Below are 22,447 nucleotides of genomic sequence, written 5' to 3'. Positions count from 1 at the left end.
GCTCAGGTGATGCCATTTCAACCCAATTTTGGCTTTTCAAACCAGTAGCCAGTCATTTTTCAACAAAATCGCAAAGAAAAAGGGTCAAGGAAATTGAATTCCAAGACCGTTTTGTTTTCATCGCTATCTACAAAAAGGATATCTTTTTCAGTGCCCTCTGTACAAGAAGCTCTTTTTTCATAAATTTTTAAAAAATTAAATGTTGTTGTAATTTTAATTTACTCACGAAAAACCAAACGTTCGCGTTCCCCATATTCGTTAATGTATACAATGCTCATCATTCCGTATGATTTTGCTTTTGCAACAGCTTTTTTTACATCGTCTACATTTTTAATTTTATCGTCGTTAATACCAATCAAGAGTTTTCCGTCCAATCCCAACCTTCTATTGTATTCATTCGAACCGTATATAACAACGCCATTTTGTCCATCAAAACGATCTTTGTCGGTTTTTGTCTGTTCCTGTACCGAAATCCCAATTTCATCAATGGTGTACACATAAGAACTATTATCTAGCAAGGTAACGGGCAGTTCCATGGTATTGTTGTCTCGTAAAATGGTTAATTGTACGTTATCGTTGGGGCGTTTGCTTCTTAAATATCCGGTAAGGTCGGAGAATTTGTTTATTTGAATGTGGTCTACTTTTTTAATAATATCGCCCGGTTTTAGCCCAGCTTTGTCCGCACCGGATTTTTTAAATACTTCGGCAATTAAAATCCCCTGCGATTCATTGTAATCTTCTTCACTGTTACTTAAAACTCCTAAATCCTGTCCTTTAATGCCAAGGGTGCCCATTTGTACGTTTCCAAATTCCATGATATCATCGACCACTTTTTTTGCAATATTGCTGGGAACAGCAAAAGAATAGCCTATATAAGAGCCCGTTTGTGAGGTTATGGCTGTATTAATGCCAATAAGGTCGCCGTTGGTATTCACTAAGGCACCACCACTGTTCCCGGGATTTACGGCGGCATCGGTTTGAATAAAAGACTGGAACTTGCCGTCCATTTCGTTCAAATCCCTTGCTTTGGCACTAATAATACCTGCGGTTACGGTAGAGGTAAGGTTAAATGGATTTCCCACGGCCAATACCCATTCTCCAATTTTAGAATTGTCGGAATCTCCAAAGGCAAGATAAGGAAGGTCTTCGTCCGCATCAATTTTAATTAACGCAATGTCGGTTTCGGGGTCGGTACCAACCAGTTCGGCACGGTACGTCCTGTTGTTATTAAGGGTAACCTGCAATTCGGTAGCATTGGCAATAACATGGTTATTGGTAACAATATATCCATCGGGGGATATAATTACCCCCGATCCTGTACCGATCTGTGCCCTTGGTTGTCCTCCCGAACCATAAAAATAGTCCATAATGCTCGATGGCCCCCTGCTGATGGTCATGTTTTTTACGTGAACCACTGCATGTATGGTTTTATCGGCAGCGATTGTAAAATCTACATCATCGGCAACCGAGGAGGCTGGATTATAACTTGCGGTAACGAATTTTGATTGGGCTGGTTGATTTTCCAAAAGGGGAATCTCTTTTTCAAAAGCTAATTTGTATATACCTAATGTAAGAGCGCCACCCAGCATGGATACTAGTAATAGACTCAAAAATTTTTTCATGGCTTTATCTACTATATTTATTTTAATTAACACATAAAATTACTTTATAATTCAGTGTTTTTTTCAACTTTAACGCACTTTAACAATGAAATATCCATATGCAATATTGTATATTTGTAAATTGATGAAAAGAGGTAAAATACGCTATTTCTATCCTATTTGAGGGATTGATGAATTATTGCGGGGATTTTTTTAGTTGAATTACAATTGTTTATAAAAAAAATCCATGGCGGTGTTTTTAACAAAACCTTTAAAATCATTATCCATAACAATTAAAAAATGAAACTAGACTTTTATAAATACCAAGGCACCGGAAACGATTTTGTTATGATTGACAACCGTGGGTTGGGGTTTCCAAAAAACGATACCAAATCGATAAATTTTTTATGCGACAGAAAATTTGGTGTCGGTGCAGACGGACTTATACTTTTGGAAAATTGTAATGAAGCCGATTTTAAAATGGTATATTACAATGCCGATGGAAACGAAAGTTCCATGTGCGGAAATGGGGGAAGGTGCTTGGTGGCATTTGCCAACTTTCTAGAAGTCGTAAACGGGAGTTGTGCTTTCATGGCCGTAGATGGCATGCACCATGCAACCATTAATAATGGTATAGTTAGCTTAGCCATGCAAGATGTAAAAACCATTGATTTGTTTGATAATTATACTTTTTTAAATACGGGCTCGCCGCACCATGTCCAATTGGTGGGGAACCTTACCGAAATGGACATAAAAAGTGATGGTGCAAAATTGCGTTACGGCAAATATGGGAGCACCGGAAGCAATATTAATTTTGTAGAGCAAAAAGATTCCAGTGTTTTTGCTGTGCGCACCTATGAACGTGGCGTTGAAGACGAAACGCTTTCATGCGGGACCGGTGTTACGGCAGTAGCAATTGCTATGCACAAAACAAAGAAAACAGAAAGTTCAAGCGTAACCTTAAAAACCCTGGGAGGGGAATTAAAAGTTTCATTTGAGGAGAATGGGAGCGGGTATAAAAACATACATTTGGTAGGGCCTGCTACACAAGTATTCTCCGGTACAATCACCATATAATGATAACACTGTCTGGAAATACCATTTATTTACGTGCCTTGGAACCAGAGGATCTGGATTTTCTGTACAAGCTTGAAAACGACGAGACGGTTTGGGAGGTTAGTGAAACCTTGGCACCATATTCCAAATACATATTAAAAGAATATCTGGCCAACAGCCATAAGGATATTTTTGAGGTGAAGCAGTTACGGTTGGCTATTTCCAATTATGCCGAAACACTTTTGGGCTTTATCGACCTGTATGATTTTAACCCGAAAAACAAAAGGGCGGGAGTGGGCATAATAATTTTAGAAGAAGGAAACAGGAACAAGGGGATTGGAAGGGAGGCCCTTTCATTATTAATAGCATATGCCTTTAAACATTTAGATTTGCATCAGCTTTTCGCAAATATATCCGAACAAAACAAACCGAGCATTCAATTGTTTTCAAATTTAGGGTTTGAAAGGGTCGGGATAAAAAAAGACTGGAATTATACTTCAGGAAAATTTCAAAACGAAATTCTATATCAAAAGATCAATAAATAATGTATATAAAAAAAATTTTAGTGGCCATAGCGCTAATAGGGGGGATTCTGGGCTTTATTTTTGTGTATTATGTGTACAATGCCGTTTTTTCACCAAATACAGCTTTTCAAAACGAAGAAGCCTTTGTTTATATAAAATCAGACGATAGCTTTGTTAATGTAAAAGATCAGCTTACGCCTTTGCTCGACAATATGGAGACTTTTAGTAAGGTAGCCGAACGCAAAGGTTATGTAAGCAACATAAAAGCTGGGAAATATGCTATTAGAAAAGGGATGAACAATAACGAGATTGTTAATTCCCTCCGCAGTAAAAATTTACCTGTAACACTTTCTTTTAACAATCAGGAAACATTGGCAAAGCTTGCCGGAAGAATAGCTTTACAAATTGAGGCCGACAGTATTTCCTTATTGAATAGTTTTACGGATGCTAATTTTATGGATCACAGTCCGTTTAACAACGAAACTGCCATAGCCATGTACATACCGAACAGTTATGAGTTTTTCTGGAACACTTCAGCTGAAACTTTTAGGGACCGCATGCTAAAAGAATACAACCGTTTTTGGAACCAAACGCGCCTGAACAGGGCAAAAGCCATAGGTTTATCACCAATAGAAGTAGTAACCCTTGCCTCCATAGTCCATAAAGAAACGGCAATGGTAGACGAGCGCCCACGTGTGGCGGGAGTTTATATGAACAGATTGAACAGGAATATCCCTTTACAGGCAGACCCCACCATTATTTTCGCTTTGCGAAAAGAAGCGAACGATTATGATAAAGTGATAAAAAGAGTATTGTATAAAGACCTGGAATTAGATTCTCCTTACAATACCTATAAATATGCAGGATTGCCGCCAGGCCCCATAGCAATGCCGGATATTTCGGCAATTGATGCTGTGTTAAATTATGAAAAAAATGACTACCTATATTTTGTGGCGGATGTCAATAATTTTGGGTATCATAAATTTGCCAAAACCCTTTCCCAGCATAATGTAAACAAACAAGCGTATGTAAAATGGCTTAATTCTCAGGCTATAAAGCGGTAAAATTTAACTTTAAGATTACTTTAACTTATTGGTTTTCTGATTATTAATTTTTATGTATATTTGCATGCTCAATTTTAAGCGGTTATACATAAGAGTAAATTGTGTAAAATGTAAGGCTTAAAGAAATAAAAAAGCATGAGAAAAAAACAAATATTAAAATTTAATGTTTTAGTAGCTGTTTTAATTTTAGTAATTGCAGGGAGTTTAGGTTTTTCTTCATTAAAAAAAGCCAAAAAAAACGTTCATAACATTAATAGAGTAACTGAGCCTTTGGCGTATACGGTATCTTTAGAAAGCAGTGATGTAGAAGAAACCCCAATGCAGCCTCCATTTTTAGGGAAGTCGTTTAACGGGTTTAAAGAAGCATTGGCTTTTAAAGAGTCCAGAGGAGATTACTTTACGGTAAACTCTTTGGGGTATATGGGAAAATACCAATTTGGTGCCTCTACATTGAGAACAATAGGCGTTCATTCTAAATCAGACTTTCTTAATGATCCAGAATTGCAGGAAAGAGCATTTATAGCCAATCTTGAAAGAAACAAATGGGTTTTAAGGCGCGATATAGAGTGGTATGTTGGTAGAACATTCAACGGTGTAAAAGTTACAGAATCGGGAATTTTGGCAGCAGCACACCTTGCTGGACCTGGAAATGTAAAAAGATATTTACGAACCCATGGAGCAAGTGGATTTGCTGACGCTAACGGCGCATCTATACGATATTATATGCGCAAATTCTCAGGGTACGACGTATCGCATGTAGAAGCTAATAAAGCTGCTAAGATATAATAGGTACAAAAGATCTTTATACAGGCCTCAAAACAATGTTTTGAGGCCTTTTTTTTTCGTGAGACCCGAATTTCAAAAGCCGAAGGCGCATTGCAATTCGAAGGCCGAACGAACCCCGCTTTCGGGCGGGGTCCGGTGTTATTATTTTTTGTTCCGATTTTCTGATTTTCCGCTGAACTTGACCATTTTACCCACGGCGCCCGAATTTCAAAAGCCAAAGGCGCATTGCAATTTGAAGGTCGAACGAACCCCGCTTTTGGGCGGGGTCTAGGCTTTCATTCTTGGTTTATGGCAACGATTCTTTTGTGTATTTTACTTACTTGGCATGGATTATAAAAATGGTGGGTTTTTTATGAAGTTCCACCGAGGATCCTTTCCATTGTGCTACAGATTGGGTTTTAATATACTCGGTACCCAAGGTAATATCGCTGGCAACACACAACAAAGTATTTGGAGCTAATGTTGCTATTAAATCTGCCAAAAGTTTATCGTTTCGATAAGGGGTTTCCATGAAAATTTGTGACTGGTTGAGATCTTTGGAAGTTTTTTCGAGTTTTTTGATGGTCCTTTTCTTTTCAGACTTCTCAATGGGAAGGTATCCCGTAAAGGCAAAACTTTGCCCGTTCATTCCACTGGCCATTAAGGCCAAAAGGATAGAGGAGGGGCCAACCAAGGGAACCACCTGAATGTTTTTTTCATGGGCTATGGCGGCAACATCGGCACCGGGATCGGCAACGCCGGGGCATCCTGCCTCAGAGATAATTCCCACATCGTAACCATTAAGGCATGGCGTTATAAAAGTAGGGATTTCCTCTGGTTTGGTATATTTGTTTAGGACTTGAATTTTGAGGGAGGGTTGCGATTTTTTAGGGCTAATCCTTTTTATAAATCTTCTTGCGGTCTTTTCGTTTTCAACAATATAAAAATCGACGTTTTCGATAACCCGTTTTATGGAAAGCGGTAATACTTCCAACGGTTCTACATCGCCCAAAGTGGTTGGGATTAAATAGAGTTTACCTTTATTGCTGTTTGTTGTGCTCATTTGGGAAAATGATTTATAACAACCGAAGATACAAAGAAACTATAAAACTGAAATCTCTTTTATAATAATATCAGTGGCTTCGTCGAGCATTTTGTAAACATTGTCAAAACCCGAAACCCCACCGTAATATGGGTCGGGGACATCCATGTTTTCACCGGGAGTGAGTTTGTTTAAAATAAGGTGCACCTTGTTTTTATCGGCTTCGTTCCTAGCTTGTTGTAGAATGTTTTTGTAGTTGTTCTTGTCCATTGCAAAAATCAGGTCAAAATCGTCAAAATCTTTACTGCTAAACTGTCTTCCCTTTTGGTTTGTAATATCAATTCCATATTTGGCAGCGGTTTGTATTGACCTAGGATCTGGACTAGCGCCAAGATGGTAATTGGACGTTCCGGCAGAATCAACAAAAACTTTTTCTGTATTTATTTTAGATTTTAAAATACCTTCCGCAAGTGGCGACCTACAAATATTTCCCAAACATACCATAAGAACTCTAACCTGCATTACTGGGCAAATTTTTTACTGAGGTCTTCAATATATTTCCTGAATTGTTTATCGGTTTCTGCTAAGTTATCAACAGTTTTACATGCATGCAACACGGTGGCATGGTCTCTTTTCCCTATTTGCGAACCGATACTGGCCAAGGATGCCTTGGTGTATTTTTTAGCAAAAAACATGGCCAATTGCCTGGCTTGAACAATATGGCGTTTTCTTGTTTTTGACTGAAGTGTTTCCACATCCATTTGAAAATAATCAGAAATTACCTTTTGGATGTAATCAATGGAAACTTCCCGTTTTGTATTCTTGACAAATTTTTCAACAATTTGGTTTGCCAGTTCTATGGTTACCTCCTTTTTGTTGAAAGAAGACTGAGCAATTAAAGAAATAATAGCACCTTCCAGTTCCCTAACGTTTGACTTTATGTTTCTGGCAACGCACTCTACAATTTCTTCCGGCATCTCAACGCCATCACGGTATAATCGGTTTTTTAAGATGGAAATGCGTGTTTCAAAATCCGGACTTTGCAATTCGGCCGAGAGCCCCCATTTAAAACGGGAGAGCAAACGCTGTTCAATGTCCTGCATATCTACCGGAGCTTTATCCGAAGTTAAGATAACCTGTTTTCCATTTTGGTGCAAGTGATTAAAGATGTGGAAAAACACATCTTGGGTCCCGGATTTTCCTGAAAAAAACTGGACATCATCTATAATAAGCACATCTATTAATTGATAGAAATGTATAAAATCGTTTCGGGTATTCTTTTTTACGGATTCTATATATTGCTGTGTAAATTTTTCGGCAGATATATAAAGCACGGTCTTTTCTGGGTATTTATCTTTTATTTCAACCCCGATGGCATGTGCAAGGTGCGTTTTCCCCAAACCAACACCACCAAATACCAACAATGGGTTAAAAGAGGTGCCGCCGGGTTTATTGGCAACGGCCAGCCCTGCCGAACGCGCCAACCTGTTGGAATCGCCTTCCAGGAAATTATCAAAACTATAATTAGGATTGAGTTGAGATTCTATTTTAATGTTCCGTATTCCCGGAATTACAAACGGGTTTTTCAATTCGGGGTTTTTGTGCTTTACGGGAACATCGAGTTCCTGAGGTTGCATATTTGCCCGGTTGGAACTGGGAATACTTTCTGTAAACGGCTGTTTGTTGCCATATGTATTCTCCATTCTTATTACATATACCAATTTGGCGTTTTCGCCCAACTCTCTCGTTAAGGCAACTTTTAAAAGCTTAACGTAGTGTTCTTCCAACCATTCATAAAAAAATTTACTGGGAACCTGGATACTCAAAGCATTATCGGTTAACTTTACAGACTTTATGGGTTCAAACCAAGTTTTATATGCTTGGGGTTGTATGTTGTCTTTTATAAAATGTAGACAATTTTCCCATACGGATTCCGCAGTTACGTTCATTCTTTGATATTATTTTTTAATAGTTAGTCAGGTTTGATAGCGAATAGAATTTTAGAAATCAACTATCGTAAAAGGTTTAACAAATATGTGAACAAAAAACTGAAAAAAAAAATGAAAGGGGGTTGAATTTATGCTTTTTTTTTCGCATGCTTGTTAACTTTCTGTTCATACTTTCTTAACATACGTAAAATACATTTTTATATGGAAAAAACAAATAAAATTAACATAAGAGTTAGATATAGTGAGACTGACAAGATGGGGGTGGTCTATCACGGGAATTACGCGCAATATCTGGAAATGGCACGTGTAGAGTGGTTAAGGGAACTGGGCGTTTCGTATAGGTGGATGGAAGAAAACGGGGTTATGCTGCCGGTTGTTTCCTTGCAGCTTAATTATAGGAAATCTGCACGGTACGACGATGTTTTAACGGTGGAGGCAAGGCTTAAAAACACACCTTCTGTTAAGATTGAATTTGACTATACAATTTTCGATGAAAGTAACGAAATAATAGCCGAAGGGAACACCGTTTTGGCATTCATAAATGCTAAAACCTTTCGACCAATGAGATGTCCTGATTATATTCTTAACAAATTGTGAAAAATTTTATACTTCTGTTATATTTACTTCATAAAAAGGCTCGAATGCCTTCATTGCTTGCTTGGCCTCACTTTTTCTAATGCTAACGGTTATTTTGCATGATAAATCCATTTTTTGACTTTCTATTTGTAAGTTTTTTTCCTTTATGACCCTCATAACATTATTCATGTCTTTATATTGAAATGCTATTAAATACCGGTTATCAATCGTTTTTTCTATAATAGAAGATGCTTCCAAACACATTTGGGCGGTTGTTTTATATGCGTTTATAAGTCCGCCAACACCTAGTTTCACCCCGCCAAAATAGCGTACCACAACAATAAGAACATTGGTAACGTTAAACGATTGTATTTGCCCATAAATTGGCATCCCGGCTGTGTTAGATGGTTCTCCATCGTCGTTGGCACGGTATTGTACTTGCCCGTCACCGGTACCAAGTTGCCATGCATAGCAATGATGGCGGGCACTGTTGTGGCTTGTTTTAATTTCTTCCAGATATAATTTTATATCGTCTTCGGTAGAAACAGGAAAAGCATAACCAAAAAATTTGCTTCCCTTGTCCTTGAACAAAACTTCGGGCGCTTTTTTGGCAATAGTTTTATAAGTATCTTTCAAAATAATGCTCCTTTTTGTTTTTACAAACTTAGTAATTGTTAATAATTGCCAAGGTAAGTTACCAACACTATTTTTAAGAAAAAGGGAAGTCTTTTTTAAATAAGGATGCAATATCTTCTTTCCCTGGAATTAAGTGCCATGTATGCAGTCCAATTTTTTTGGCAGTTTCTATATTTTCTGCGGTATCGTCTATAAAAAGGGTTTCTTGGGCAATTAATTTGTTTTGCTCTAAAACAAATTCAAAGATATCTTTATTTGGTTTCCTTAAGTTTATTTCGTGCGATAAATAAAATTTTTCAAAACAGTTTTTTAAGCGCTCGTAATTGGCAGGGGTTATATTTTTTATTACTTGTTCTATGTGCAGGTCATTGGTGTTGCTAAGCAGGAACAGGCGAAATTTGTTCTCGTTGGCCAAGGTCTCGATAAACTCCATTCTATGTTCCGGGATATGTAGGATTATGGAATTCCATATATTTTTTAATCCCGTTTTGTTTTCCTTCGGAAGAAATTTTTGGTAGGCTGCTATAAATGCATCTGTAGATAAAAGCCCCATTTCGTATTGATTATTTAGTTGAATGATTTCTTCTGAAAGTTTAAAATCAGGATATTTTTCAAGAATTAAGTTCAAGGAAGCCGCTTTCTCCAAATCGATAAAGATATCTCCAAAGTCGAATATTATATTCTGGATCATTTCTGATAAATTTTTAAAACATCTTCCATAAACTGATGCTTTTCCACAGTATTGTATTTGTTCAGTAAAGGAGCTTTCGTGCCTTCTTCAATCATTGTTTTTCCTTCAAAAACCCTTGCTTCGTCCCAAATACCTTCATTTATAAAAGTTTGCAGGGTTTTGCTTCCGCCTTCAACAATAACGCTTTGCATGTTGCTGTTGTACAATATTCCCGCTATTTGTCCTGCAATGGGGAGGTTAAAATCAATAGCTTCAAAAAGTAAGTTGCCTTGTGGCTTTTTTTTGTTTTTTTTGTCGGTAATGCAAATCGTCGGGATGCTTTCATCTAAAACAAAAGAAGCTTTCGGGATTTTCAAACTCCTATCAATTACAATTCTAATGGGCGAATTCCCTTTCCAGTCCCTGGAATTTAATCTTGGATTGTCTTTTAAAACAGTGTTCGTGCCCACTAAAATAGCGTTTTCTTCTGTTCTCCATTTATGCACAAGCTGCCGGGAAATTTCATTGGTAATCCATATGGGAGCCCTTTTTTGTGTATCTTGAAGCGGACTCACATATCCATTTTCGCTTTGCGCCCATTTTAAAATAACATACGGCCGTTTTTGTTCCTGAAAGGTAAAAAAACGCCTATTGACTTCCTTGCAGGCTTCTTCCAAAACGCCAACGGTTACCTTGCAACCGGCTTCCATTAATTTTTTTACGCCCCGCCCGCATACTTTTTCATGGGTGTCCAAAGTACCTATAACAACATTTGGAATTCTGTGCTTTATAATTAAATCGGCACAAGGAGGCGTTTTTCCGTAGTGAGAGCACGGCTCTAAAGTAACATACAAGGTGGCTTTTTTTAATAGCGTTTGGTCCTTAACCGATTGCACGGCATTTACCTCGGCATGATTTTGCCCCGCTGGGCTGGTAAAACCTTCACCTATAATTCTATCATCAGCAACGATAACACAGCCAACAATAGGATTTGGATACGTGTTGCCAAGTCCATTTTTGGCCAGTTGAATGGCTCTTTTTATGTAGAATTCATGTATCTTCATCCCGATATTTATAGAAGCAAAAATACTATTAACCTGAGTTCGATTATTATTACAAAGTCAAAATTAATAAAAGTATTTGGTTACAAAGCAGGTTTTCTAAGGGATAGCTCGCTATCTCGTGAAAAACTAACGTAGGAAGCAGATGCTTTATTAAAAAAAAGCTTTGCATCTCACTATCTAAAAGCGTTTTGACAAAGTCAGAATAACCGAACTCAGGTTATTAAATCATTGTAAAAATCTTATGAACATAAGAAAAATTCAACCAACCGATAATTTGCGCATGGCTGCAATAGTAAGAAAAGTTATTGTAGAAATGGGAGCGCCTAAAATTGGAACCGCATATGAAGATAAGGCCTTGGACGATCTATTTGCCACATACAACAAAGAGAGGGCTGCTTATTTTGTAATCGAGGATCAAAGCGAAATTGTTGGTGGGGCCGGGATAGCACATTTGCCCAACGAGGGGGTAACCGTTTGCGAATTGCAAAAAATGTATTTTTTAAGCACCGTAAGGGGGAAAGGGTACGGGATGAAAATGATGGAAACGTGCTTAAGTGCCGCCCGTGAATTTGGTTTTTCAAAATGCTATATCGAAACGATGCCGTATATGACAGATGCACAAAAATTATATAAAAAAGCCGGATTTTATTACATCGATGCACCTATGGGGAATACAGGTCATTATTCATGTCCGGTTTGGATGCTGAAAGATTTGTAGCACGAATTATTGATTGATATTTGAAGTTTATAGTTAAGAGTTCAGAGTGAAGAGTGAAAAGTGATTAGGGGGGTAGTTAATTGTTAACTGTTAATTGTTGTATGTTAGGGATATTTGAAACCTGAAACTTTGCACCTTTGCATCTCTCAACTCTGGACTCTCAACCCTCAACCCTCAACAACCAACAACCAACAACCAACAACCAACAACATAGCATCATAGCAACATAACATCGTAACAACAAAAAAAAAACTGAAACAAGGAAAAATGCAAGAAACCAAAAATACACAGCTAAAAGCTATAAAAGAGCAGTTTAAAAATGAGCTGAAGGAAATCTATCCGGTAGAAGAGATCCAAACCTTTTTTAATTGGTTGTGCGAATCGTTTTTGGGATATAAACCATATCAAATTACTCAAAACAGTGATGATTATTTGGAAGGTAGAGTGAAAAATCAATTTTTATTGGCCTTAAAAGAGCTAAAGGAAGAAAAGCCCATACAATATATTTTAGGGAAAGCCTATTTTTACGGATTGGAGTTCGAAGTAAATAAACATACTTTAATCCCAAGGCCCGAAACCGAAGAATTGGTCGATTGGATTATCAAAGAAACATCAAAGGAAAAAAGCAGGCATATACTTGATATTGGTACTGGTTCGGGCTGCATCCCCATAACTTTGGCAAAACACCTTCCAAAGGCTAAAGTATTTTCGGTAGATATTTCGGGGGAAGCTATTAAAACCGCCCAGAAAAATGCTTTAAACAATGAGGTAGAAATTAAGTTTAGGGAAAAAGACATATTGCATACAGAAAGCCTCTCGGAGTTGTTTAAAGAGGAAATTAAGTTTGATGTTATTGTCTCCAACCCACCATATGTCCGTCTCCTTGAAAAAAAAGAAATAAAGAACAATGTTTTAAGGCACGAACCGGAATCGGCCTTGTTTGTTGACAACGAAAATCCACTTATATTTTATAAAAAAATAACACAATTGGCTACACAAAACTTAAAAAAAGGTGGGAAATTGTACTTTGAAATCAACCAGTATTTAGGGACGGAAATGGTACAACTTATGGAAATGAACGGCTTTTATGATGTTGAACTTAAAAAGGATCTTTTTGGTAACGATAGGATGCTAAAGGCTGTAAAATAAATAATAACAATAATGAAAAGTGTAGTAATATTTTGCGGAAGCAGTGAAGGAAACGATGCCATATACGGAGAAATGGCCAAAGAACTTGGAAGCACATTGGCTAAAAATAAACTTGTAACCGTGTACGGCGGTAGCAAACTTGGCCTTATGGGAAAAGTAGCCCAAGGGGCCCTGGAGAACAATGGAAAAGTAATTGGTGTTATTCCCGAATTTTTAAAAACCAGGGAAATTGTGCACACAGGAATAAGCGAAATCCGTACCACCCAAAACATGCACGAGCGCAAATTGCTTATGAACGAGCTTTCGGATGCGGTAATAGCGCTGCCGGGCGGTTTTGGCACTATGGAAGAACTTTTTGAGATTGTTACTTGGGGGCAACTGGGCCTGCACCAAAAGCCCATTGGTATTTTAAACATTAACGGGTTTTACAACGATATGATAGCTTTGTTTAACGGAATGGTGGCCAAAGGCTTTTTAAAACAGGAAAACTACGATCTTCTTCTTATAGACGAAACAATAGATGGATTACTGACTAAAATGAAAAACTACCAACCCGTAATCGTGCCTAAATGGATTAAAAAAGAACAGACATAAAATAGTTCTATTCGGCTTGCTTAATTTCTACTTATAAAATTTAGTTAATATCTGTTTGATTATCATAAAAATAAGGAGATATGAAGTATTCTCACTTATTAACTTTATTTTTGAGTAATAAACAGTATATATGAATATACCACAAACAAGTTACCCCAGAGTTGTAATTATAGGAGGAGGTTTTGGAGGCATTGCCTTGGCAAAGAAATTAGCCAAACAGGAAATGCAGGTTGTATTGCTGGACAAACATAATTACCATACTTTTCAGCCTTTATTGTACCAAGTATCCACCGGCGGTCTGGAACCCGATTCTATTGCTTACCCCATAAGAAAAATATTGTCTAAATACCCCAATTTTTATTTCCGATTGGCGCTGGTTGAAGCCATAGACACTGCCAAGAAAAAGGTAAGTACGGATATAGGTGAATTAAAATACGATTATTTGGTGCTGGCTACGGGCTCTCGTACCAATTTTTTTGGAAACAAGGAAATTGAAGCCAATAGCATGATTATGAAAACCGTACCGGAAGCGCTCAACTTAAGGAGTTTGATTTTAGAAAACTTTGAAGAAGCATTGCTCACCGATAGCTTAGACGAACAAGATGCCCTAATGAACTTTGTAATTGTTGGTGCCGGGCCAACTGGGGTAGAATTGGCGGGTGCGCTGGCCGAAATAAAAAAAGGGATTTTGCCAAAAGATTACCCCGACCTAGATACGCGCAGGGCACAAATTAACATTGTACAATCTGGCGATACCATTCTTAAGGGGATGAGCGATAAAGCATCTATAAAGGCAGAAGACTTTTTGGAGAAATTGGGTGTAAACGTATGGAAAAATACCAGGGTAATTGGGTACGATGGCGATATGGTTACCACGACAACCGACCTTACTTTTAGGACCGCTACTTTAATTTGGGCGGCAGGGGTTCATGGAGAGACCGTAAATGGACTGGATGCCAAGGAACTTTTGGTACCCGGCAACCGTATAAAAGTAAATCAATACAACCAAGTAACGGGTTTTGACAATATTTTTGCTATTGGCGATGTGGCCTGCATGGTTACGCCAGATATGCCAAACGGTCATCCAATGGTAGCGCAGGTTGCACTTCAGCAAGGCGCTCATTTGGGAGATAACTTGTTGCGGTTAATCGAAAAAAAAGGTTCTATGAAGCCTTTTGCATACCATGATAAAGGAACCATGGCAACAATAGGCAGGAACAAGGCCGTTGTAGACTTGCCCCGATATAAATTTCAGGGCTTCTTTGCTTGGTTTGTTTGGATGTTTGTGCACCTGTTCTTTTTAATCGGATTTAGGAACAGGGCGGTGGTATTTATCAATTGGGTCTATAATTATGTACGTTTTGACCGCGAAGCCCGTTTAATTATCCGTCCTTATAAAAAACCAAAAATGAAGGTGAATACCATGAAACAAAAAAAGGCCTAGGCCTTTTTTTGTTTTTTATGGTCGTATTTTTTAGTTGTGGCTATTCATCGTAAATATTTTTATAGGGGCCTCCGGCTACTTCAAAAAAAGTACCGTCTACATATCGGTAATTTTTGTCCATAGCAGCAATTTTTTCCAGATCGCTATCGGTAAGTTCTATTTCATAGCTTTCGTAATTCTGTTTTATCCGCTGCGGATTGGTAGATTTTGGTATTACGGCGGTACCCCTGCTTAAATGCCATGCAATTAATACCTGTGCCGAAGTGCAGTTATGGTCGTTGGCTATATCTTTAATAATCTTGTTGTTAAGCAAACTAGGCTCGTTATCTTTTTTCATGCTTGTGGCGCGGTCTCCCGAGCCTAAAGGAGAATATCCGGTAATAATGATGGAATTGTTATTGCAAAACTCCAAAAGTTCGTTTTGTTGCAATAATGGGTGCAGTTCCACTTGGTTTACTTCGGGTTGATGGGTGGCATCTACCATGAGGTCCTTTAATTTTTGAATGCTAAAGTTGGATACTCCTATGCTTTTTACCAATCCGCCTTCATAAGCTTCTTCCATTTTTTTCCATGTATCTATAATGGGGGCTTCATTGGGGGTTAGAAATTCATTGGCCTTGGTAGCAAAATTCACATCGGCCTTAAAGGCAACCGGCCAATGGATAAGATAGAGGTCCAAATAATTCAACTGTAAATCGGTTAGCGTTTTTTCCAGCGCGGGAATTACTTTGTCGCTTTCATGTGCGTTGTTCCATAGTTTGGATGTTACCCAAATATCCTGTCTTTCTACAATTCCCTGTGCAAAAGCAGTTTTTAGGGCTTCACCAACTTCGGCTTCATTTCCATATGTTGCCGCACAGTCTATATGCCTATACCCGGCTTTCAATGCTTCTATTACTGCCTTTCCAACTTCACCCGGAGCCGATTTCCATGTCCCCAGCCCAATTGCTGGAAGTTTTTGTTCGTTCTTTAATGTATAGAATTTCATATAAGTGCAATTTTATTTAATTCGGTAATAAAAATAAACTCCCTCGGGGACAAGCTCACCAAACATTTATCTGGAAAAATATTTTGACTCCGAGGTAAAACCAAGAGCAACCAAATGCTCGATTATCAAGTAAAGTTCAATATAAAATCGCAAAAAAGTAGATAAGGAAAAGTTAAAAATCCTTTCTCGGATGGTGCTGATCAATTACTTTGGCTAGGTCTTTCCGGTTTAGATGCATGTAGACCTCGGTGGTGGTTATGCTTTCGTGGCCCAGCATTTGCTGGATAGCCCTTAAATCCGCCCCGTTTTGTAACAAGTGGGTTGCAAAAGAATGCCTAAACGTATGCGGACTTATATTTTTCTTGATGCCCGATTTTTCGGTTGTTCTTTTTATTACGGTAAAAACCATGGCCCGTGTTAGGCCCTTTCCCCTTCGGTTTAAAAAAACAAAATCTTCAAACCCTTTTTGAACAGGAATAAGGGGGCGTATTTCTTTTACATAAATGGTTATGTATTTTATGGTATTTGCCGCAATGGGCACAAAGCGTTGTTTGTCTCCTTTTCCGCTTACTTTTATAAAACCTTCCTCAAAAAACAAATCGGAAATTTTTAGGTTAACCAACTCCGAAACCCGAAGCCCACAACTGTACAGGGTTTCCAGCATGGTCCGGTTTCGTTCTCCTTCGGGCGTGCTAAGGTCTATTGTTTTTATAATTTGGTCTATTTCTGTTTCTGAAAGCGTATCGGGAAGCTTTCTGCCAATTTTAGGAGATTCGATGAGTTCGAGCGGGTTATCGGCCCTGTAATCTTCAAAAATTAAATAGTTAAAAAAGCTCTTTAAACCGGAAATTAACCTTGCTTGCGATCGCGGACTGATATTTTTTGCGGTTTCGTAAATAAAGCCTTGCAACGTTTCAGGTGAAATTTGAAGGGGCGAGTCGGTTATTTGATGCACTTCCAAGTACTTCAACAATTTTTGAATGTCCAGGCAATAATTCTCGATGGAATTTAAAGACAGGCCACGTTCTATCTTTAAATAGCTTTCATAATCGGTTATGGCATCCATCCATTTCATGCCTTAAAACTACTAATATAATTTAGTAAATGGAGATAATTTTAAAGTTATAAAATGACAAATATCATTGGAAATTGTAGCGAATGTCTTTAGTTTTGATCTAATAAACCAAAAATTATAAACATGAAAAAAGCGTTATTAACAGCAACTTTTGTAGTGGGAGCATTCTTAACAGCTAATGCTCAAAGTAGTACATCCAACAGTGCCTTGTCTGAAGGAAGTTGGTTGGTAGAGGCCAATACCAATTTTGGGAGGGCACATGCCGCCAACACAAGTTTTAGTTTAAATACTTCAGACGATTATACTGCATGGAACATAGGTTTTGAAGGCGGTTATTTTATTATGGACGACCTTGCACTTAAAGCCGGGTTGGGCTATGGCGACAGCGATAATTCTGACGGGAATTTTTCCTATAAGGTTGGCGCCAAATATTATGTAGTTTCTCAGTTCCCGGTACAGATTGACTTTAACGGAAGCACTGGAGATGATTACAGTCCGCTATTTTTAGGCCTACAAGGTGGATACGCTTGGTTTGTGGCCAATAATATTGCATTGGAGCCTGGTATCCGTTACGATATAGATATTAACGATGATGCTGACGGAGCAAGTGGATTATCACTAAATGTAGGATTTTCTTTATTCTTTTAAGAATCAAAACATTACAATTTAAAAGAGGCTTTTGCCTCTTTTTTTGTGCGAAAAAAATTTCACTTATAGAATAAAAAATATATATTAGCACTTTAAATCATTAAAAATCAAATTTAAAATGAAAAAAACTTTACTAGTACTTATTGCTATTACAGCATTTGCGTTTACTACAACCGCACAAGAATTTAAAATTGGAGCAAAAGTAGGGTTAAACATTGCCAGTTTACAAGGTGACGACCTAGAAGAATTAGATTCAAGAACCTCTTTTAACTTAGGAGCAGTGGCCGAATTCCCTATTTCTGAAAAATTCTCTTTCCAACCAGAATTATTATATTCTGCACAAGGAGCAAAAGGAGAAGAAGATGCTTCAGATTATGACGAATCTCTTTCGGGGAATATTGATTTAACAGCTAAGTTAGACTATATAAATCTTCCATTAATGGCAAAATATTATGTTGCTCCAGGTTTTAGCATACAAGCGGGCCCGCAAATTGGTTTTTTGGTATCGGCTAAATCAAAGGCTGAAGTTGGAGATTTCTCTGCGGAAGAGGACATTAAAGATAATTTTAAATCAATTGATTTTGGTTTAAACTTCGGACTTGGCTATCAATTTGAAAACGGTTTGTTTATAGATGGAAGGTATAATTTAGGGCTTTCGAATATAGCAGATTACGAAGATGGCGATGTGAAAAACGGTGTTTTTCAATTTGCTGTTGGGTATTTCTTTTTATAGAAGCCAAACCACAAATTCATAGGAACGGAAGCAATTGCTTCCGTTTTTTTATGTTTAATTTTTTACTTTTACTAAAAACTAAGCAATTCAAAGAAATATCCATGCATATTTTCAGTTCAACATTAACGTTGTAAAACATGAATGTTTCATTTGAAGATTAAATGCAAGTAAAAAAACATACATGAAATTGATCATCATAAACGGCCCCAATCTCAACCTTTTGGGAAAACGCGAACCCGAAATTTATGGTTCCGATACTTTTGAAGATTTTTACAAGAAGCTTCAAACAAAGTATAATTCGTTGGAGTTGGATTATTACCAGTCGAACGTAGAAGGCGAAATCATTAATAAATTACATGAAGTCGGGTTTGATTATGATGGCATTATACTTAATGCCGGAGCCTATACCCATACTTCGGTAGCTATTGGCGATGCCATAAAGGGAATTGCGACACCTGTGATAGAAGTCCATATTTCCAATACTTTTGGGCGGGAGTCTTTTAGGCATCAATCGTATATTTCCCCAAATGCAAAGGGGGTAGTTTTAGGTTTCGGGATGCAGAGTTACGAACTGGCCATTCAAAGTTTTTTAAATAAATAATCGATTAAAGAAATCCGGGAAATAAATTCCCAATTAAACTCCAAAAGATACAATACCAAATAATGGCACATAAAACCTATTTTAATTGGAGCACCGGGAAAGACAGTGCCTTGGCGCTTTATAAAATGAACAGCGATCCCCGTTTTTCAATAGATGCCCTTGTTACAACGGTCAATACCGAGCTAAACCGTGTGTCCATGCATGGTTTAAGGAATGAGCTCTTGGTAGAGCAGGCCAAACAAATAGGGTTGCCACTACAAACAATTGAATTGCCCGGAGAGGTTTCCATGGAAGGTTACAATGCCATAATGAAAGATTTTATGAAAAGTATAAAGGCCCAAGGATATACACATACCGTATTTGGCGATATTTTTCTGGAAGACCTTAAAGCGTTTAGGGAAACTAAATTAAAAGAAGTTGGAATTGACGCCGAGTTTCCGTTGTGGAAACAGGATACCAAAAAACTGATAAACCAATTTATAGCACATGGTTATAAAGCAATTACCGTAAGTGTAAATGCCAAATTGCTCAATAAGTCTTTTGTTGGAAGAATTATAGATGAAGATTTTTTAAAAGATTTACCAGAAAATGTTGATCCGTGTGGGGAAAATGGCGAGTTCCATACTTTTGTTTTTGACGGTCCTATTTTTAAGCAGCCCGTAGATTTTGAAAAAGGAGAGAAGGTATTAAAGGAGTTTAAGATAAATGGCAATAAAGATGAGTGCTTTAAGGATGCTGTAAATTGGGATACGGCTTTTTGGTATTGCGACCTTTATAAAAAATAAGTCCCTAAAACGTACGTTTTAGGGACTTATGCAATTTAAACGAAAATAGTAAAAAAATAAGTAACCAAACTCCTTTTCGGGAAGGTTGATTTTAAGTCAGGGGTATTTTATAGGAATTTATACCCAACCCCAAACTCGAAGAAATGATTGTTAAGCTCTCCTGTTTCACTTTCTTTTTGGGCAATGTTAGAAACACCCAAGCTATATCTTCCGTCTACAAATAATCCACTGTCAAACTCATATCCTAGTCCAAAGTTTACACCAAAACTAGCGTCAGTAAAGTATTCGTTTAGGTTTGTGCGGCTTGTGCCCGTTGCCAGCCCTGCAAAACCGGTTTCGTATTCTCCTTGGGAATCCAGCAAAAAGCTAACCTGTGGCCCTGCTTGAACGCTTAGGCCTTTGTAAACACGGTACTTTACCATTACGGGAACATCAATGTACCTTAATTTGATGGTTATTTCATTAGAAAGAACACCATTTGCTAAAAATTGCTTATATGTTTCATGACTGCCCAACATTGAATAGAGGACTTCCGGTTGTATAGAAATTTTTTCAGACATTACAACTTCTGCAAACACTCCTCCATAAAGTCCGGTTCGGTAGTTGTTCGACATAAGCTTATTCTCACCAGAAATGGTAGACAAGCTTGTCCCTCCCTTAAGACCAAAATAAAATTCTTGAGCATTCATAGTAATTGCTGTACCTAAGCAAAGCACAGCAAGTAAAAAAAGTTTTTTCATGATTCTTAAAATTTATAAATACGGTGCAAACATATGTAGAAAATATTTATAAATAGAAAGTTTTTATACTATTTAATTTTAATTAAAATGTATGATTTTATATTTCAAAGGTTTAGAAAATAAATTTAACATTTATATATGAAAATACTTGTTTTTATTAGGTCTGTAAATGATGTTTATAGAAATAAAAAAAACTGCTTAAGGTATTTTGTCTTAAGCAGTTTTCAAAAAGTGGGTTGTTTATTTTTATAGATGAATTACTTCATCATAAGCATCGGCAACGGCCTCCATTACAGCTTCGCTCATGGTTGGGTGCGGGTGCACGGCCTTTAATACTTCATGTCCGGTAGTTTCCAGTTTTCTGGCTACAACGGCTTCGGCTATCATGTCGGTAACTCCGGCACCAATCATATGGCAGCCAAGCCATTCGCCGTATTTGGCATCAAAAATAACTTTTACAAAGCCATCGGCATTTCCACTGGCCTTGGCCTTTCCACTTGCCGAAAAAGGAAATTTACCAATTTTTATATCGTATCCTTTTTCTTTGGCCTGTTTTTCGGTTAGTCCAACAGAAGCAACTTCGGGCATACAATATGTACATCCGGGGATGTTCCCATAGTCTAATGCTTCCACGTGCATACCGGCAATTTTTTCAACACAAAGGATGCCTTCGGCAGAAGCAACATGTGCCAATGCCTGTCCCGGCGTAACGTCTCCAATGGCGTAATAGCCCGGGATATTGGTTTGGTAATAATCGTTTACCAATATTTTGTCACGGTCGGTTGCAATGCCAACATCTTCCAGTCCAATATTTTCAATATTTGTTTTAATGCCAACTGCCGAAAGTACAATATCGGCCTCTAGAACCTCTTCTCCTTTTTTGGTCTTTATGGTTGCTTTAACACCTTTTCCGGAAGTATCTACCTTGGTCACTTCGGCAGAGGTCATAATTTTTACCCCGGCCTTTTTAAAGCTGCGCTCCAATTGCTTGGATACATCTTCGTCTTCAACGGGAACAATGTTCGGTAGGAATTCTACCACGGTAACTTCGGTTCCCATGGAATTGTAGAAATAGGCAAATTCAATACCAATGGCGCCACTTCCAACAACAATCATCTTTTTAGGTTGTTCCTTGAGCGACATGGCTTCGCGGTAGCCAATTACTTTTTTGCCATCCTGTGGCAAACTTGGCAATTCGCGCGAACGCGCCCCTGTTGCTATAATAATATGGTCGGCACTGTATTCGGTGGTTTTTCCGTCTTTATCCTTTACGTCTATTTTTTTACCGGGCTTTAGTTTCCCAAAACCTTCAAGAACGTCAATTTTGTTTTTTTTCATTAAAAACTGTACGCCTTTGCTCATTCCATCGGCTACGCCACGGCTACGTTTTACCACGGCTTCAAAATCTTTGTCTGCATCTTTCACCTTGATACCGTAATCGCCGGCATGTTTTAAATATTCAAAAACCTGAGCCGATTTTAACAGGGCTTTGGTAGGGATACACCCCCAGTTTAAACATACCCCACCTAGGTTTTCTTTTTCAACTACAGCCGTTTTAAAACCAAGCTGCGAAGCACGAATGGCTGTAACATATCCGCCGGGGCCACTTCCAAGAACGATTACGTCGTATTTACTCATATTGTAGATTTTTTAATGATCTTAATTTTTGCGGATACGAAGTTAAGCAATAAGTTTCTAAAGGGTAAATTTTTTTGAAGATTTGGCGTAGTCATTGTCTGTTTAATGCTTCTGCTTATTTAGGGAATAGTTGATAGTTAATGGTTAATTGTTATTAGGGGAAAGTGAAAAGTGATTAGGGATTAGTTAATTGAACACTTTCTTGGCGATATTTGAAATCTGAAACCTGGAGCCAGTCACCTCTGCCCTTTGCGACTTTGAACCTTTGAACCTCTGAACCCTCAACAACAAAAACCTAAGCCCAGCTTCCTGTTAAATAATTGCTAATGTTGTTTAATAAAAGCTTAATTAGTTTCATTATTCTACATACTTCAACTATTTTCATCA

Annotated in this window: 24 protein-coding genes; 13 read left to right on the top strand and 11 right to left on the bottom strand. The window is 37.8% G+C overall.

Going from position 1 to position 22,447, the window contains the following annotated elements; all coding sequences use genetic code 11:
• Positions 1 to 218: 218 nt before the first annotated feature.
• Positions 219 to 1,622: a trypsin-like peptidase domain-containing protein gene (locus tag UXI14_RS09080; RefSeq protein ID WP_335965868.1), complete on the bottom strand. Its 1,404-nt coding sequence runs from the start codon at positions 1,620 to 1,622 to the stop codon at positions 219 to 221.
• 279 nt (positions 1,623 to 1,901) lie between these two features.
• Here UXI14_RS09080 and dapF point away from each other — a divergent pair, with 279 nt between their 5' ends.
• The 4 genes from dapF to UXI14_RS09060 all read left to right on the top strand — a co-directional run bounded on the left by dapF (position 1,902) and on the right by UXI14_RS09060 (position 5,031).
• Positions 1,902 to 2,678 (top strand): diaminopimelate epimerase, encoded by a 777-nt coding sequence (gene dapF / locus UXI14_RS09075; RefSeq protein ID WP_335965867.1) that lies wholly within the window; start codon positions 1,902 to 1,904, stop codon positions 2,676 to 2,678.
• Positions 2,678 to 3,202 carry a GNAT family N-acetyltransferase gene (locus tag UXI14_RS09070; protein ID WP_277899575.1) on the top strand — a complete coding sequence of 175 codons (525 nt, stop codon included), beginning with the start codon at positions 2,678 to 2,680 and terminating at the stop codon, positions 3,200 to 3,202. Before dapF ends, UXI14_RS09070 begins: the two co-directional genes overlap by 1 nt.
• Positions 3,202 to 4,245 (top strand): endolytic transglycosylase MltG, encoded by a 1,044-nt coding sequence (gene mltG / locus UXI14_RS09065; protein WP_335965866.1) that lies wholly within the window; start codon positions 3,202 to 3,204, stop codon positions 4,243 to 4,245. The genes UXI14_RS09070 and mltG overlap by 1 nt, the downstream gene beginning before the upstream one ends.
• A 135-nt stretch (positions 4,246 to 4,380) precedes the next feature.
• Positions 4,381 to 5,031, top strand: coding sequence for a peptidoglycan-binding protein LysM (locus UXI14_RS09060; protein WP_277899573.1), 651 nt, complete (start codon positions 4,381 to 4,383; stop codon positions 5,029 to 5,031).
• Positions 5,032 to 5,347: 316 nt separating this feature from the next.
• On the opposite strand, the gene UXI14_RS09055 is transcribed toward UXI14_RS09060, so the two are convergent.
• Genes UXI14_RS09055 through dnaA form a run of 3 tightly spaced genes read right to left on the bottom strand, consistent with a single transcriptional unit; the run spans position 5,348 to position 8,001 of the window.
• Positions 5,348 to 6,073, bottom strand: coding sequence for an SAM-dependent methyltransferase (locus tag UXI14_RS09055; RefSeq protein WP_335965865.1), 726 nt, complete (start codon positions 6,071 to 6,073; stop codon positions 5,348 to 5,350).
• 39 nt (positions 6,074 to 6,112) lie between these two features.
• Positions 6,113 to 6,574 carry a low molecular weight protein-tyrosine-phosphatase gene (locus tag UXI14_RS09050; RefSeq protein ID WP_335965863.1) on the bottom strand — a complete coding sequence of 154 codons (462 nt, stop codon included), beginning with the start codon at positions 6,572 to 6,574 and terminating at the stop codon, positions 6,113 to 6,115.
• Positions 6,574 to 8,001 carry a chromosomal replication initiator protein DnaA gene (dnaA, locus tag UXI14_RS09045; RefSeq protein ID WP_335965862.1) on the bottom strand — a complete coding sequence of 476 codons (1,428 nt, stop codon included), beginning with the start codon at positions 7,999 to 8,001 and terminating at the stop codon, positions 6,574 to 6,576. The genes UXI14_RS09050 and dnaA overlap by 1 nt, the downstream gene beginning before the upstream one ends.
• A gap of 201 nt (positions 8,002 to 8,202) precedes the next feature.
• Between dnaA and UXI14_RS09040 the strand changes: the two genes are divergently transcribed.
• The gene (locus UXI14_RS09040) at positions 8,203 to 8,598 is read left to right on the top strand and encodes a thioesterase family protein (protein WP_335965861.1); all 396 of its coding nucleotides are present in this window, start codon (positions 8,203 to 8,205) and stop codon (positions 8,596 to 8,598) included.
• Between the two features lie 6 nt (positions 8,599 to 8,604).
• Here UXI14_RS09040 and UXI14_RS09035 read toward each other — a convergent pair whose 3' ends face one another.
• The 3 genes from UXI14_RS09035 to ribD form a co-directional block, all read right to left on the bottom strand.
• Positions 8,605 to 9,213: a YigZ family protein gene (locus tag UXI14_RS09035; RefSeq protein ID WP_335965860.1), complete on the bottom strand. Its 609-nt coding sequence runs from the start codon at positions 9,211 to 9,213 to the stop codon at positions 8,605 to 8,607.
• Positions 9,214 to 9,286: 73 nt separating this feature from the next.
• Complete coding sequence (locus tag UXI14_RS09030) at positions 9,287 to 9,904, bottom strand: HAD-IA family hydrolase (RefSeq protein WP_335965859.1); 618 nt, start codon at positions 9,902 to 9,904, stop codon at positions 9,287 to 9,289.
• The gene (gene ribD / locus UXI14_RS09025; RefSeq protein ID WP_335965858.1) at positions 9,901 to 10,947 is read right to left on the bottom strand and encodes a bifunctional diaminohydroxyphosphoribosylaminopyrimidine deaminase/5-amino-6-(5-phosphoribosylamino)uracil reductase RibD; all 1,047 of its coding nucleotides are present in this window, start codon (positions 10,945 to 10,947) and stop codon (positions 9,901 to 9,903) included. Before ribD ends, UXI14_RS09030 begins: the two co-directional genes overlap by 4 nt.
• Before the next feature lie 241 nt (positions 10,948 to 11,188).
• Between ribD and UXI14_RS09020 the strand changes: the two genes are divergently transcribed.
• The 4 genes from UXI14_RS09020 to UXI14_RS09005 all read left to right on the top strand — a co-directional run bounded on the left by UXI14_RS09020 (position 11,189) and on the right by UXI14_RS09005 (position 14,852).
• On the top strand, positions 11,189 to 11,665 hold the full coding sequence (locus UXI14_RS09020; protein WP_335965857.1) for a GNAT family N-acetyltransferase: 477 nt from the start codon (positions 11,189 to 11,191) through the stop codon (positions 11,663 to 11,665).
• A 267-nt stretch (positions 11,666 to 11,932) separates the two neighbouring features.
• Positions 11,933 to 12,814: a peptide chain release factor N(5)-glutamine methyltransferase gene (gene prmC, locus UXI14_RS09015; RefSeq protein WP_335965856.1), complete on the top strand. Its 882-nt coding sequence runs from the start codon at positions 11,933 to 11,935 to the stop codon at positions 12,812 to 12,814.
• 12 nt (positions 12,815 to 12,826) lie between these two features.
• A complete protein-coding gene (locus UXI14_RS09010; RefSeq protein WP_335965855.1) occupies positions 12,827 to 13,408 on the top strand; it encodes a TIGR00730 family Rossman fold protein in 582 nt (193 codons plus the stop codon).
• Positions 13,409 to 13,538: 130 nt separating this feature from the next.
• The gene (locus UXI14_RS09005; RefSeq protein ID WP_335965854.1) at positions 13,539 to 14,852 is read left to right on the top strand and encodes an NAD(P)/FAD-dependent oxidoreductase; all 1,314 of its coding nucleotides are present in this window, start codon (positions 13,539 to 13,541) and stop codon (positions 14,850 to 14,852) included.
• Between the two features lie 40 nt (positions 14,853 to 14,892).
• Here the strand turns inward: UXI14_RS09005 and UXI14_RS09000 are convergent, their stop codons facing one another.
• Complete coding sequence (locus tag UXI14_RS09000; protein ID WP_335965853.1) at positions 14,893 to 15,840, bottom strand: aldo/keto reductase; 948 nt, start codon at positions 15,838 to 15,840, stop codon at positions 14,893 to 14,895.
• A 172-nt stretch (positions 15,841 to 16,012) separates the two neighbouring features.
• On the bottom strand, positions 16,013 to 16,915 hold the full coding sequence (gene xerD / locus UXI14_RS08995) for a site-specific tyrosine recombinase XerD (RefSeq protein WP_335965852.1): 903 nt from the start codon (positions 16,913 to 16,915) through the stop codon (positions 16,013 to 16,015).
• A gap of 123 nt (positions 16,916 to 17,038) precedes the next feature.
• On the opposite strand from xerD, the gene UXI14_RS08990 reads away from it, so the two are divergent.
• The 4 genes from UXI14_RS08990 to UXI14_RS08975 all read left to right on the top strand — a co-directional run bounded on the left by UXI14_RS08990 (position 17,039) and on the right by UXI14_RS08975 (position 19,682).
• Positions 17,039 to 17,563: a hypothetical protein gene (locus tag UXI14_RS08990; protein ID WP_277899559.1), complete on the top strand. Its 525-nt coding sequence runs from the start codon at positions 17,039 to 17,041 to the stop codon at positions 17,561 to 17,563.
• 118 nt (positions 17,564 to 17,681) lie between these two features.
• Positions 17,682 to 18,296: a porin family protein gene (locus UXI14_RS08985; protein ID WP_277899558.1), complete on the top strand. Its 615-nt coding sequence runs from the start codon at positions 17,682 to 17,684 to the stop codon at positions 18,294 to 18,296.
• A gap of 181 nt (positions 18,297 to 18,477) precedes the next feature.
• Complete coding sequence (gene aroQ / locus UXI14_RS08980) at positions 18,478 to 18,897, top strand: type II 3-dehydroquinate dehydratase (RefSeq protein ID WP_277899557.1); 420 nt, start codon at positions 18,478 to 18,480, stop codon at positions 18,895 to 18,897.
• A 62-nt stretch (positions 18,898 to 18,959) separates the two neighbouring features.
• Positions 18,960 to 19,682 carry a diphthine--ammonia ligase gene (locus tag UXI14_RS08975; protein ID WP_335965851.1) on the top strand — a complete coding sequence of 241 codons (723 nt, stop codon included), beginning with the start codon at positions 18,960 to 18,962 and terminating at the stop codon, positions 19,680 to 19,682.
• A gap of 107 nt (positions 19,683 to 19,789) precedes the next feature.
• Here the strand turns inward: UXI14_RS08975 and UXI14_RS08970 are convergent, their stop codons facing one another.
• Together UXI14_RS08970 and lpdA are read right to left on the bottom strand one after the other, a co-directional pair.
• The gene (locus UXI14_RS08970; RefSeq protein WP_335965850.1) at positions 19,790 to 20,422 is read right to left on the bottom strand and encodes a porin family protein; all 633 of its coding nucleotides are present in this window, start codon (positions 20,420 to 20,422) and stop codon (positions 19,790 to 19,792) included.
• A gap of 246 nt (positions 20,423 to 20,668) precedes the next feature.
• Positions 20,669 to 22,060 carry a dihydrolipoyl dehydrogenase gene (gene lpdA, locus UXI14_RS08965; protein ID WP_335965849.1) on the bottom strand — a complete coding sequence of 464 codons (1,392 nt, stop codon included), beginning with the start codon at positions 22,058 to 22,060 and terminating at the stop codon, positions 20,669 to 20,671.
• Between the last annotated feature and the right edge of the window lie 387 nt (positions 22,061 to 22,447).

Origin of the sequence: Galbibacter sp. PAP.153 (assembly GCF_037029175.1) — a bacterium.
Taxonomy (GTDB): domain Bacteria; phylum Bacteroidota; class Bacteroidia; order Flavobacteriales; family Flavobacteriaceae; genus Galbibacter; species Galbibacter pacificus.
This window is presented reverse-complemented; position numbering and strand designations above follow the sequence as displayed.